The sequence below is a fragment of the Micromonospora kangleipakensis genome (assembly GCF_004217615.1).
Lineage (GTDB): Bacteria > Actinomycetota > Actinomycetes > Mycobacteriales > Micromonosporaceae > Micromonospora > Micromonospora kangleipakensis.
In genome coordinates, this window is sequence record NZ_SHLD01000001.1 from 3,794,534 (window position 1) to 3,807,128 (window position 12,595).

Sequence of the window (12,595 nt, forward strand, 5' to 3'; positions counted from 1 at the left end):
ATGACCTTTCCGAGCGCCCCCCGGGCGGCGGTGCAGGCCCGGCCGACGACGCCCACCGCGGTGCTGGACGTGGTGGTGCCGGTCTACAACGAGGAGGCCGACCTCGGCCCCTGCGTCCGGCGGCTGCACGCCCACCTGACCGCGCACTTCCCGTACCCGTTCCGGATCACGGTGGCGGACAACGCCAGCGTGGACGGCACCCTCGCGGTGGCCGAGGCGCTCGCCGCGGAGCTGCCCGAGGTCGGGGTGCTGCACCTGGACGCCAAGGGGCGGGGCCGGGCGCTGCGGGCCGCCTGGTCCGCCTCCCCGGCGCCCGTGCTGGCGTACCTGGACGTGGACCTCTCCACCGACCTGGCGGCGCTGCTGCCGCTGGTGGCGCCGCTCATCTCCGGCCACTCCGACCTGGCCATCGGCACCCGGCTGGCGCGGACCAGCCGGGTGGTCCGGGGCGCCAAGCGGGAGGTGATCTCCCGCGGCTACAACCTGCTGCTGCGCGGCACCCTGGCGGTGCGCTTCTCCGACGCGCAGTGCGGGTTCAAGGCGATCCGCGCCGACGTGGCGGCCGGGCTGCTGCCGCTGGTGCAGGACACCGGCTGGTTCTTCGACACCGAGCTGCTGGTCCTCGCCCAGCGGGCCGGCCTGCGCATCCATGAGGTGCCGGTGGACTGGGTGGACGACCCGGACAGCCGGGTGGACATCGCCGCCACCGCCCTGGCCGACCTGCGGGGCATCGGCCGGCTGGCCCGTGCCCTGGTCACCGGGGCGCTGCCGTTGGCGGAGCTACGCGAGCAGCTCGGTCGGGCGCCGCTGGCCGCGCCGCCGGCGCAGGTGCCGGTCGGGCTGCCCCGGCAGCTCGCCCGGTTCGCCGCGGTCGGGGTGGCCAGCACGCTGGCGTACCTGGTGCTCTTCGTGGCGACCCGGGGTGCGTTGGGGGCGCAGGCGGCGAACCTGCTGGCCCTGCTGGTGACCGCGGTGGCCAACACCGCCGCCAACCGCCGGCTCACCTTCGGCATCACCGGCCGCCGGCACGCCGCCCGGCACCACCTGCAGGGGCTGGCCGCCTTCGCTCTGGGGCTCGCCCTGACCAGCGGCTCCCTCGCCGCCCTGCACGGCGTGACCGCCGAGCCGCCCCGCCCGGTGGAGCTGGCGGTCCTGGTCGCGGCCAACCTGGCCGCCACCGCGCTGCGGTTCCTCCTGCTCCGGCTCGGCATGCACCACCGTCGCCCCTGACCGCCCGGGCCAGGCTGCCCAGCGCGATCCTGCCGGGCGGCACCGGCACCGACGGTCAGCAGGCGAGAGCGGTCGAGAGGACCTCGACGAGGCGCCGCGCGTGGCGCCCGTCGGGGTCCTCGTCGGCGTTGAGGTCGGCCACGCTCATCCCGAGCAGTCGCTCGGACCGAACGAGCGGTCCGACCAGCGCGAGCAGGTCGTCCCAGTCGAGGCCGCCGGGCTCGGGGTAGGTCACCGCGGGCAGCGCACGCGGGTCGAGCACGTCGAGGTCGAGGTGGAGCCAGGCCGGCGCGACGCCGTCCCCGGCCAGCTCCCGGCCGACCTCCGCGGCGCCGCGTCGCCGCAGCGCGGGCGCCGGGAGCTGGAGCACCCGGGGGTCGACCCGGTCGGCCTCCCGGCGGCTCGCATCGTCGTCGGGCGGGCGGTGGCCGACCAGCCGGACCTGCGCGGGGTCGACCAGCGCCCGGCCGAACAGGTCGGGGCCGTGACCGGTGAGGATGGACAGCTCCATGTCCGCCCCCTCGCCGGTCTCCGACGTCCGGCCGTCGAAGAAGTCGGCGTGACCGTCCAGGAACCACAGGCCCGTACCGGCGGGCAGGCCGAGGAAGACGCCCAGCAGGATCGTGCAGTCCCCGCCGAGCACCAGCGGACGCTCTCCGGCGGCCCGCACCTCCGCCACCCCCGCGGCGATCGCTCTGCTCGCCCGGCGCACCTGCGCGGCGCCGATCAGGCCGGTGGCCGGGTCCCGCCGCGGATCGTCGATCCGCGCGTCGACCGCTCCGCCGTCCCGCCCGTCGAGCCGCGCCAGCAGGCCGGCCGCCCGCAGCGCGCCCGGCGCGCGTTCCTCGCCCCGACTCCGGCCCGAGGAGTCCAGCGCCGCGTCCAGCACCGTCCATCGCACTGCCGCAGGCTAGCCCGGGCGTGGCAGGCTGGGCGGCATGTACGGGGAGTTCCCCGCCGCCCTGCCCGGCGCGGTGCGCTGGACCAGCGTCAGCGACGGCGCGCCCGCCCGGGTGTTGCCGGACGGCTGCCTGGACCTGCTCTGGTCCAGCCGGTCCGGGCTCCTCGTCGCCGGCCCGGACCGCACCGCGTACCTCACCGACCCCACGCCGGGGGAGCGGTGGCTCGGGCTGCGGCTGCCACCGGGCATCGGTCCCGCCGTCTTCGGCGTCCCCGCCGACGAGCTGCGCGACCGCCGGGTGCCGCTGGACGCGGTCTGGGGCCGAGCGGCGACCGACGTCGCCGAGCGGCTGGGCGAGCGGCCGACCGCGGTCGGGCTGGAGGCCGTCGTCGCCGCCCGGCTGGCCGCCGCCGGGGGGCCGGACCCGCTCGGCGTACGGGTCGCCGCGCTGCTCGCCGCCGGGACCAGCGTCACCGCGACCGCCGCCGAGGTCGGTCTCGGCCCGCGCCTCCTGCACCGACGCAGCCTGAGCCTCTTCGGGTACGGCCCGAAGACCCTCGCCCGCATCCTGCGCATGCAGCGGGCGTTGGCCCTGGCCCGCACCGGCACGCCCCTCGCGGAGGTGGCTGCCCGCTCCGGCTACGCCGACCAGGCCCACCTCACCCGTGACGTCCGGGAGCTGGCCGGCGTTGCACCGACCCTGCTGTTGAAGGTTTGATCCGTCGACCCCGGCCAGCGATCACGGCTTCAGGGGCGCGAACAGGTCCACGCCGTTGCCGTCCGGGTCGTGGAGGACCGCGTACCGCTGGCCCCAGAAGGCGTCCCAGGGCGCCAGGTGGCCGTGGTGTCCCGCCCCGGTCAGCTCGGCGTACCAGCGGTCGACCTCGGCCGGGTCGGCGCAGCGGAACGCCAGGTTCATCCGGGGGCTTCCGGTGGGCGCCGTCCAGTGCGGGTCGAAGCCGCGGATCATGTCGACCGTGTCCCACGCCAGCCGGACGCCGTTGTCCAGCGTGACCTCCACGTGCGACTCGCGCTCCGCGCCGGGCGGGATCGCCAGCCCCAGCCGGCGGTAGAAGTCCAGGGTGCGGGCCATGTCGGTGACCGTCATGCCGATCAGGTCGAAGCGAGGTGTCATGCCGGCCACGGTAGGGGCGGGCGGGGCCGGTCGTCTTGAACGGAACGGACGTGGGCGCAGTGACCGGTGTGGCCTTCACGACCGGCCCGCGCGGCGTACGGTGTCAAGGAGACAAGTCCGGCTTAAAGGGCCAAATGCCTCATCGTGGCCGGCCTCCATGACGGCGAGGGAAGGGAGCGGCCGGTGATGCATCTGGCCTACCTGGACGCGGGGTCCGGCAGCCTGATCGTGCAGGCGGTGGTCGGCGGCGTGGCCGGAGCGGCGGTGGCCGCCAAGCTCTACTGGCGCCGGCTGGTCGCCCGGTTCCGTCGCCAGCCCACCGACCAGCGCTGACCGGCCGGCACCGACCATGGCGGTCTCCGACACCGGCATCCGGGTCGAACCCGGCTCCTTCCGCGATCCGGGCAACCGGGTCTTCCACCGCGACGGCGAGGTGCTGCGCGGGCTCGACGAAAGGGCCGCCGAGGATTGGCGGGCCCTGGCGGCCAGTGGCTTCTTCCGCACCCTGCTCGCGGACGGGAAGGTCTGCGGCACCGAGGAGGCCACCGCCACGCCGCCCTGGGCCGCGGTGCTCCGGCACGAGCGGATCCCGTTCGTCTCGCACCCGTACGAGTGGTCGTTCGGCATGCTGCGCGACGCCGCCCTGCTGCACCTGGAGATCCTGCGCGCGGCGCTCGGCGCCGGGTTCACCACCAAGGACGGCTCGGCGTACAACCTCCAGTGGTGCGGCGCGTCCCCGGTCTTCATCGACGTGGGCTCCTTCACGCCGCTGCCCCCGGGGGAACCCTGGGCCGGCTACCGCCAGTTCTGTCAGACGCTGCTCTATCCGCTGCTGCTCCAGGCCCACCTCGGCGTCGACTTCCAGCCGTGGCTGCGCGCCCGGGTGGACGGCATCGAGCCGGACCAGCTGCGCCGGCTCTTCGGCGGCGCCCGGCGGCTGCTGCCCGGCGTGCTCACCCACGTGCACCTGCACGGCGCCATGCAGCAGCGCAACGCCCGCGCCACCACCACCGACGTCCGGGCCCAGCTGCGGGCCGCCGGCTACTCCCGGGAGCTGGCCTCGGCGACGGTCCGGGGCATCGAGAAGCTGGTCCGCCGGCTGGATCACCGGGCGGGGCGCAGCCACTGGTCGGACTACCAGCGCACCTGCGGCTACTCGGCACAGGACCGGCAGGCCAAGGAGCGGTTCGTCGCGGAGGCGGTGGCCGGCACGGGCACCCCGGCGCTGGCCCTCGACCTGGGCGCCAACGACGGCCGGTACGCCCGGATCGCCGCCCGGCACGCGGGGTACGTGGTCGCCGTCGAGCAGGACCCGGCGGTGGTCGACGAGCTCTACCGGGCGCTGCGCGCCGAGGGGGAGCGGCGGATCCTGCCGCTGGTGATGGACCTGGCCGACCCGTCGCCCGGCGGCGGGTGGCGCGGCGTCGAGCGGGCCGGCTTCGCCGACCGGACCCGGGCCGACGTGGTGCTCGCCCTGGCCGTGGTGCACCACCTGGCGATCGGGCGGAACGTGCCGCTGGCGGAGGTGGTCGACCAGCTCGCCGGGCTGGGCGCGCCCGGCGCGACGCTGGTGGTGGAGTTCGTCCACCCGGAGGACCCGATGGCCCGCCGGCTGCTGGCCAACAAGCCCGACGGGATCTTCCCCGAGTACCGGCGCGACGCGTTCGAGCGACTGCTCGCGGCGCGCTGCCGGATCACCCGGCGCGCGGAGCTGCCCTCCGGCACCCGGACGCTCTACGAGGCGGTGGTGGGTGGCTGAGGGCACCCTCTCGCCGCCCGACGTCCGGCCGGCCCCGCCCGCCCCACCACGGCCGGGCCGACCCTGGCGGGCGGAGCTGGGCCGGCTGTTCGAGGTGGTCGCGCTGGTCGGCCTGGTGGTCACCCAGCCGCTGCTGGACGTGCTCGGCCGCAGCCCCGACTTCTTCCTGTTCCACCGCGCCTCGCGGAGCGACATCCTGCTCCTGGTGGCGCTGATCGCGATCGCGCCGACCCTGCCGTTCGCGCTGCTCGGCGCGGTCAGCCTGGTCGCCGGGCGGGCCACCCGGGCGGCGGTGCACACGCTGCTCGTCGGGCTGCTGCTGGCCGCCCTCGCCGTCCAGGTCGGGCGGCACGGCACGCCGCTGCGGGGCGTACCGCTGCTGCTGGTCGCCGTCCTGGTCGGCGCGGTCGGGGCGGCCGCGCACCGGCGCTGGCGGGCGCCCGGCCGCGTGCTGCGGGTGGCGGCGCTCGGGCCGCCGGTCTTCGTCGGCCTCTTCCTCTTCGCCTCGCCGGCCTCGGCGGTGGTGCTGCCCCGGGCGCACGCCGGCGCCGCCGGGGTCGCCGGCCCGGGCGCCCACCCGCCGGTGGTCATGATCGTCCTGGACGAGCTGCCGCTGGTCTCGCTGCTCGGCCCGGACGGGAAGATCGACGCCACCCGTTACCCGCACTTCGCCGAGCTGGCGCAGGGTTCCACCTGGTACCGCAACGCCACCGGGGTCAGCGGCTGGACCCCGTACGCGCTGCCGGCCATGCTCACCGGCCGCTATCCGGCCGAGCCGTTCGCCCCGCACTACTCGCAGTACCCGGACAACCTCTTCACCGCCCTCGGCGGGCTGTACGACGTCAAGGCCGAGGAGAGCATCACCCGGCTCTGCCCACCCAGCCGCTGCGAGCAGCCGGCCAGTCCGGAGCAGGGGTTCGGCGTGCTGGTCCGGGAGAGCGGCCGGCTGCTGCGCCAGGTGACCGCCCCGGTGGACAGCCGAATCGACCCGGAGGACTCCTACCGCGAGCTGACCCGCGCCGAGGCCGGCCTGGACGCCGCCGAGCCGGTGCCGGCCGACCCGAAGTTCCGCTGGGACACCCTCGACGACAACCAGCCGGTCCGGTTCACCAGCTTCCTGGCCGGGCTGCGTCCGTCGTCCCGCCCCACCCTGCACTTCCTGCACCTGCTGATGCCGCACTCGCCGTGGGCGTACCTGCCCTCCGGGGCGCACTACGCCGCGCCCGAGGACCTGCCCAACGACGGCGTCGGCTGGGTGGACCTGGCCCGCCAGCGGCACCTCGCCCAGCTCGGCTACACCGACCGGCTGATCGGCGAGACGCTGCGTACGCTGCGCGCCACCGGCCTCTACGACAAGGCCCTCGTCCTGGTCACCGCCGACCACGGGGTGAGCTTCCGCAGGGACTGGCAGGGCCGGGGGATGGACGCGATCAACCACGCCGCCGACCAGGTGGCCTGGGTGCCGATGTTCGTCAAGGAGCCCGGCCAGCGCGCCGGCCGGGTGGACGACCGCAACTGGGAGCACGTCGACCTGCTGCCCACCATCGCCGATTACACCCACCTGCGGATCCCGTGGCGGATGGACGGCCGGTCCGCCCGGCAGGCCCCCCGCGCGGGCGCGGAGAAGCGTTTCTACGACCGCCCCGGCCAGCCGGTTCCGATCACCGGCGGGGTGCCGTCGCCGCCGGCCACGCCGGCCCCGAGCCCGCTGGTCGGCACCCGGGTGGGGGAGCGGCCGGCGGGCGGTAGGGCGAAGGTGGCGAACCTCGCCGCGTTCCGCGCCGTCGACCCGGCCCACGGCGAGCTGCCGGCCCTGGTCTGGGGGACCGTGCCCGCCGCCGTGCCGGACGGGACGATGCTGGCGGTGGCGGTCAACGGCACGGTCGGTGCGGTCGTCCCGGTGGTGCCGCCGGACCGGGGTGGCCGGCGGTTCGCCGCGTTGATGCCCGACGACCGGCTCTTCACCGCCGGCGCCAACCGCCTCGACCTCTACCGGGTGGGCGCCGACGGCGCGCTGCGCCGGCTCGCCCTCTCCTGACGCCGGATCCCCGCCCCCGGCCGCCCCTCCGGGCCGCCGCCCCGGCCCCGCGTGCCCCGTTTCCGCCCGCCGCCCGACGCTGGGCGGGCGCGAGCTTGCACAGGGTTTCCGCGCCGGCAAGTCGGGAATCGGGTGACGCATACCTCACCGCGGAACCACGACGGGCGGTGTCCCCGATACCGCGATTACGGTAAAAGCGAAGGCAATTCAACGAAGATCTTGCCGGCGAAGCGAGGAACACATGACGGAAGTCAAGCTCGACCACCCCGGTGGGCAGCTGTCGATGCCGGTCCAGTCCGCGGTCGAGGGCCCCGCCGGCATCGGGGTGAGCCATCTGCTCAAGGAAACCGGGATGACCACCTACGACCCCGGTTTCGTCAACACCGCGTCCTGCTCGTCCGCGATCACCTACATCGACGGTGACGCGGGCATTCTCCGGTACCGCGGGTACCCGATCGAGCAGCTGGCCGCGAAGTCCTCCTTCCTGGAGGTCTCCTACCTGCTGATCTACGGCGAGTTGCCGACCCAGCAGCAGCTGACCGAGTTCAGCGAGCGGATCCGGCGGCACTCGCTGCTGCACGAGGAGATGCGCCGCTTCTTCGACGGCTTCCCGCGCGACGCCCACCCGATGGCCGTGCTGTCGTCGGCGGTCAGCGCCATCTCCACCTTCTACCAGGACAGCCTGGACCCGTTCGACTCCGATCACGTGGAGATGTCGACGGTCCGGCTGATGGCGAAGGTCCCCACCATCGCCTCGTACGCCTACAAGAAGTCGATCGGCCAGCCGCTGCTGTACCCGGACAACTCGCTTGGCTACGTGGAGAACTTCCTCCGGATGACCTTCGGCGTGCCGGCGGAGCCGTACGAGGTCGACCCGGTGATGGCCCGGGTGCTGGACATGCTCTTCATCCTGCACGCCGACCACGAGCAGAACTGCTCCACCTCGACCGTGCGCCTCGTCGGCTCCAGCAACGCCAACCTCTTCGCCTCGGTCTCGGCCGGCGTGAACGCGCTCTTCGGCCCGCTGCACGGCGGCGCCAACCAGGCCGTGCTGGAGATGCTGCAGAAGATCCACGCCGACGGCGACGACGTCCGCTCCTTCGTGCAGAAGGTGAAGGACAAGCAGACCGGCGTGAAGCTGATGGGCTTCGGCCACCGCGTCTACAAGAACTACGACCCGCGCGCCGCCATCGTCAAGAAGGCCGCGCAGGACGTGCTGGGCCGGATGGCCAAGCCGGACCCGCTGCTGGACCTCGCGATGGAGCTGGAGGAGATCGCTCTCGCCGACGACTTCTTCGTCTCCCGGCGGCTCTACCCGAACGTAGACTTCTACACCGGCCTGATCTACAAGGCCATGGGCTTCCCGACGAAGATGTTCACGGTGCTCTTCGCCCTGGGCCGGCTGCCCGGCTGGATCGCCCAGTGGCGCGAGATGATCAACGACCCGGAGACCAAGATCGGCCGCCCGCGGCAGATCTACACCGGCTACCCCGAGCGCGACTACCCGCCGGCCGCGGAGCGCTGACCCGCCCCACCCGCACCACGAAGGCCGCCGACCCCACCCGGGGCTCGGCGGCCTTCGTCGTCCCGTGACGCCGATCTTGCACTTGGCGCCCGGTCAGGTCCGACATGTCCGGCGGATCGGGGGCCTGAAGTGCAAGATCGGCGCGGACCGGGGGTGCGGGGTGGGTCAGCGGAGGCCGGCGGCGGCCAGGAGGTTGCCCTCGGGGGTTGGGGGGAGGGCCCGGCCGAGGGTCATGTGGTGCTCGGCGCGTTCGGCGGTGAACTGGGGGTCCCGGGCGATGGCGGCGGCGTAGGCGGCGCCGGTGCGGGCCGCGATGGCCGACCAGCCGTACTGCTCGTGGACCATGGTGCGGGCCCGTCGGGCCAGCGCGCGGGCGCGCTCGCGGTCCGACAGCAGGGCGTGCACCGCCTCGGTCAGGCCGTCCGGGTCCTGAGGGGCGAAGGTCATCCCGGTCACGCCGGGCTCGACGATCTCGGCCAGCCCGCCGGTGCGCGCCACCGCCAGCGGCGCGCCGGCCGCGGCGCCCTCCAGGGCCACCATGCCGAACGGCTCGTAGATGCTCGGCACCGCGAAGCAGTCCGAGGCGGCCATCACCGCGGGCAGCTCGGCCCCGCCGAGGAAGCCGGGCATGCTCACCGCGCCGCCCAGGCCGAGCCGGTGCACCTCGGCTTCGAGGGCCGGCCGGTACGGCCCGTCGCCGACGATCACCGCGCGCAGCCCGGGGTGCCGCTCGCGCAGCCGGGGCAGCCCGGCGAGCAGGTGCTGCACGCCCTTCTCGTAGACCAGCCGGCCGGCGAAGGCGACCAGCGGGCCGTCCCCGGCGAAGCGGGCCCGGGCGGCGGCGACCGCTTCGACCGGCGCCCGCCAGCGCTGCGGCTCGACCCCGTTGGGCACCACGTCTACCCGCGCGGCGGGCACGCCGAAGAGCGCGGTCACCTCGTCGCGCATGTAGCCGGAGCAGACGATCACCCGGCCGGACTCAGCGGCCAGCCACTGCTCGACGCCGTGGATGGTGCGGTTCATCTCCTCCGGCAGCCAGCCCTGGTGCCGACCGGCCTCGGTGGCGTGGATGGTGCTGACCAGCGGCACGTCCAGGTGCTCGCGCAGGGTCATGGCGGTGTGCGCGACCAGCCAGTCGTGGGCGTGGATCACGTCGTACGCGCCGGACTCGGCGGCGCGCAGCGCCGCCCGGGTGAGCGTGTGGTTGAACGCCATCGTCCAGGCCAGCAGCGAACCGGTGGCGAGCGGGAAGGTGACCGGGTCCGCGGCGGCGCGGACGATGCGGACGCCGTCGGCGTACTCCTCCAGCGGGGCGCCCTCGGCGTGCCGGGTGACCACGGTGACCTCGTGGCCGGCGGCGGCCAGGGCCACCGACAGCGCGTGCACGTGCCGGCCGAGCCCGCCCACCAGCACCGGCGGGTACTCCCAGGAGAGCATCAGGATGCGGCGGGTCCGCGGGGGCACGCCGGAGTCGGGGCTCTGCTGCGGGAGCTGGGGCCGGGAGGTCAGGGTGGGCCGGTGGGACCGGTCCGTGGCGGTGGCGGACTGCTCGCCGACCCGCAGGGTGGTCACATCAATCTCCGTCCATGCACGAAGGATCGCGCCGGCAACGGTGGCGGCGGAAAGAGGGTGGAGGGGGCCGAGAGGCCGAGCGGACCCGCCCGCGCGGGCGCGTCCGCATCAAGGAAAGGGCATCACGCGGTCCCGCGCATCTCGAATAAGCATATCGTGACGGAGGACACCCAAAGCTCCGCCGCAGCTCAGGTGGGTGGATATCGGGTGTGGTCCGAACAGGTGGATTGGCCGCTCCGGCGACGGGGCATTAGCGGCGTGCGCACCGGCGGTCCGCCCGTCCGGTGCGTTCATGATCATGTGCCGAAGGAGCGACATGCAGGTCTGGCCGGGCGAGCGCTATCCCCTGGGCGCCACGTACGACGGGATGGGGACGAACTTCGCGATCTTCTCCGAGGTGGCCGGGAGGATCGAGCTCTGCCTCTTCGACGAGTGGGACACCGGCGCCGAGCGCCGGGTCGAGCTGCGCGAGGTCGACGCCTACGTCTGGCACGCCTACATCCCGGGGATCGAGCCCGGTCAGCGCTACGGCTACCGCGTCCACGGCCCGTACGACCCGGCGAACGGGGTGCGCTGCAACCCGCACAAGCTGCTGCTCGACCCGTACGCCAAGGCGGTCGACGGGGAGGTCACCTGGGGCCCGGCCGTCTACGACTACGTGCTCGGCGAACCGGAGCGGATGTCGGAGGACGACTCGGCGCCGTTCATGCCGAAGTCGGTGGTGGTCAACCCGTACTTCGACTGGGGCAACGACAAGCCGCCGCGCACCCCGTACCACCACTCGGTGATCTACGAGGCGCACGTGCGCGGGCTGACCATGCGGCACCCGGACATCCCGGAGGAGCTGCGCGGCACGTATGCGGCGATCGCCTCACCCGTCATGATCGACTACTTCAAGCGGCTCGGGGTGACCGCGGTCGAGCTGATGCCGGTGCACGAGTTCGTGCACGACCACCGCCTGACCGACCTGGGGCTGCGCAACTACTGGGGCTACAACACCATCGGCTTCTTCGCCCCGCACCACGGCTACTCCGCGCTGGGTCGCCTCGGCCAGCAGGTCCAGGAGTTCCGCGGCATGGTCAAGGCGCTGCACGCCGCCGGCATCGAGGTGATCCTCGACGTGGTCTACAACCACACCGCGGAGGGCAACCACCTGGGCCCGACGCTGAGCTTCAAGGGCGTCGACACCGCCAGCTACTACCGGCTCTCCGAGGAGGACCGGCGCTACTTCGTCGACTACACCGGCACCGGCAACAGCCTCAACGTGCGCAGCCCGCACTCGCTCCAGCTGATCATGGACTCGCTGCGCTACTGGGTGACCGAGATGCACGTCGACGGCTTCCGCTTCGACCTCGCCGCCACCCTGGCCCGCGAGTTCTACGAGGTCGACCGCCTCTCCACCTTCTTCGAGGTGGTGCAGCAGGATCCGGTGGTCAGCCAGGTCAAGCTGATCGCCGAGCCCTGGGACGTCGGCCCCGGCGGCTACCAGGTCGGCAACTTCCCGCCGCAGTGGACCGAGTGGAACGGCAAGTACCGGGACACGGTCCGGGACTTCTGGCGCGGCGAGCCGGCCATCCTCGCCGAGTTCGCCTCCCGCATCTCCGGCTCCGCCGACCTCTACCAGGACGACGGCCGCCGCCCGTTCCACAGCATCAACTTCGTCACCTGCCACGACGGCTTCACCCTCAACGACCTGGTGTCGTACAACGACAAGCACAACGAGGCCAACGGCGAGGAGAACCGGGACGGCGAGAGCCACAACCGGTCCTGGAACTGCGGCGTCGAGGGGGAGACCGACGACCCGGCGGCGCTGGCCCTGCGGGCCCGGCAGCGGCGCAACTTCCTCGCCACCCTGGTGCTCTCCCAGGGCGTGCCGATGATCGGCCACGGCGACGAGCTGGGCCGCACCCAGCATGGCAACAACAACGCGTACTGCCAGGACAGCGAGCTCGCCTGGGTCGACTGGGAGCGGGCCGACGACGAGCTGCTCGGCTTCGTCCGGCGGCTCACCGACTTCCGCAACCACCACCAGGTGTTCCGCCGGCGCCGGTTCTTCACCGGGCTGCCGGTGGGCGGCCGGGCCGCCGGATCGGGCCTGCCCGACCTGGCCTGGTACACCCCTGACGGCCGGGAGATGACCGGCGAGGACTGGGGCAACGACTTCGGCCGCTCGGTGGCCCTCTTCGTCAATGGCGACGGCATCCCGGAGCGCGGCCAGTACGGCCAGCGCCACCGGGACGACTCGTTCCTGCTGCTGTTCAACGCGCACGACGCGCCGCTGGACTTCACCCTGCCCGGGGAGGAGTTCGGGCAGCGGTGGGAGCTGGTGATCAGCACCGCGGAACCGGATCCGGAGAAGACCACGGTGGTGGAGGCGGGCGGCACGGTCTGCGTGCCCGACCGCTCCCTGCTGGTCCTGGAGAGGACGGCCTGAC

Annotated in this window: 10 protein-coding genes; 7 read left to right on the forward strand and 3 right to left on the reverse strand. The window is 73.8% G+C overall.

The genetic code is table 11. The features are described 5' to 3' along the window. Positions 1-1,230: a glycosyltransferase gene (locus EV384_RS18260; RefSeq protein ID WP_130334950.1), complete on the forward strand. Its 1,230-nt coding sequence runs from the start codon at positions 1-3 to the stop codon at positions 1,228-1,230. A gap of 55 nt (positions 1,231-1,285) precedes the next feature. On the opposite strand, the gene EV384_RS18265 is transcribed toward EV384_RS18260, so the two are convergent. After that, the gene (locus EV384_RS18265; RefSeq protein ID WP_130334952.1) at positions 1,286-2,131 is read right to left on the reverse strand and encodes an arginase family protein; all 846 of its coding nucleotides are present in this window, start codon (positions 2,129-2,131) and stop codon (positions 1,286-1,288) included. Positions 2,132-2,168: 37 nt separating this feature from the next. Here EV384_RS18265 and EV384_RS18270 point away from each other — a divergent pair, with 37 nt between their 5' ends. Further along, positions 2,169-2,849: a helix-turn-helix transcriptional regulator gene (locus tag EV384_RS18270; protein ID WP_130334954.1), complete on the forward strand. Its 681-nt coding sequence runs from the start codon at positions 2,169-2,171 to the stop codon at positions 2,847-2,849. A gap of 21 nt (positions 2,850-2,870) precedes the next feature. Here EV384_RS18270 and EV384_RS18275 read toward each other — a convergent pair whose 3' ends face one another. Beyond that, complete coding sequence (locus EV384_RS18275) at positions 2,871-3,266, reverse strand: VOC family protein (protein ID WP_130334956.1); 396 nt, start codon at positions 3,264-3,266, stop codon at positions 2,871-2,873. Positions 3,267-3,449: 183 nt separating this feature from the next. On the opposite strand from EV384_RS18275, the gene EV384_RS34900 reads away from it, so the two are divergent. The 4 genes from EV384_RS34900 (at position 3,450) to EV384_RS18290 (ending at position 8,588) form a co-directional block, all read left to right on the forward strand. After that, positions 3,450-3,599: a hypothetical protein gene (locus EV384_RS34900; RefSeq protein WP_165439974.1), complete on the forward strand. Its 150-nt coding sequence runs from the start codon at positions 3,450-3,452 to the stop codon at positions 3,597-3,599. Between the two features lie 16 nt (positions 3,600-3,615). Continuing rightward, entirely contained in the window at positions 3,616-5,025 is a 1,410-nt protein-coding gene (locus tag EV384_RS18280; protein WP_130334958.1) for a class I SAM-dependent methyltransferase, read from the forward strand. After that, positions 5,018-7,063, forward strand: coding sequence for a sulfatase-like hydrolase/transferase (locus tag EV384_RS18285; RefSeq protein WP_130334960.1), 2,046 nt, complete (start codon positions 5,018-5,020; stop codon positions 7,061-7,063). The genes EV384_RS18280 and EV384_RS18285 overlap by 8 nt, the downstream gene beginning before the upstream one ends. 241 nt (positions 7,064-7,304) lie before the next feature. Continuing rightward, on the forward strand, positions 7,305-8,588 hold the full coding sequence (locus tag EV384_RS18290) for a citrate synthase (protein WP_130334962.1): 1,284 nt from the start codon (positions 7,305-7,307) through the stop codon (positions 8,586-8,588). A 165-nt stretch (positions 8,589-8,753) separates the two neighbouring features. Here EV384_RS18290 and EV384_RS18295 read toward each other — a convergent pair whose 3' ends face one another. Next, on the reverse strand, positions 8,754-10,160 hold the full coding sequence (locus EV384_RS18295) for a glycosyltransferase family 4 protein (RefSeq protein WP_130334964.1): 1,407 nt from the start codon (positions 10,158-10,160) through the stop codon (positions 8,754-8,756). A gap of 316 nt (positions 10,161-10,476) precedes the next feature. On the opposite strand from EV384_RS18295, the gene glgX reads away from it, so the two are divergent. Beyond that, positions 10,477-12,594, forward strand: a complete 2,118-nt coding sequence (gene glgX / locus EV384_RS18300) for a glycogen debranching protein GlgX (protein ID WP_130334966.1) — start codon at positions 10,477-10,479, stop codon at positions 12,592-12,594. Position 12,595 lies beyond the last annotated feature (1 nt).

Bases quoted from the DNA above. Each gene is read 5' to 3' on its own strand.
- EV384_RS18260 (WP_130334950.1), top strand. From the start codon at position 1: ATGACCTTTCCGAGCGCCCCCCGGGCGGCGGTGCAGGCCCGGCCGACG.
- EV384_RS18270 (WP_130334954.1), top strand. From the start codon at position 2,169: ATGTACGGGGAGTTCCCCGCCGCCCTGCCCGGCGCGGTGCGCTGGACC.
- EV384_RS18275 (WP_130334956.1), bottom strand. From the start codon at position 3,266: ATGACACCTCGCTTCGACCTGATCGGCATGACGGTCACCGACATGGCC.
- EV384_RS18280 (WP_130334958.1), top strand. From the start codon at position 3,616: ATGGCGGTCTCCGACACCGGCATCCGGGTCGAACCCGGCTCCTTCCGC.
- EV384_RS18290 (WP_130334962.1), top strand. From the start codon at position 7,305: ATGACGGAAGTCAAGCTCGACCACCCCGGTGGGCAGCTGTCGATGCCG.
- glgX (WP_130334966.1), top strand. From the start codon at position 10,477: ATGCAGGTCTGGCCGGGCGAGCGCTATCCCCTGGGCGCCACGTACGAC.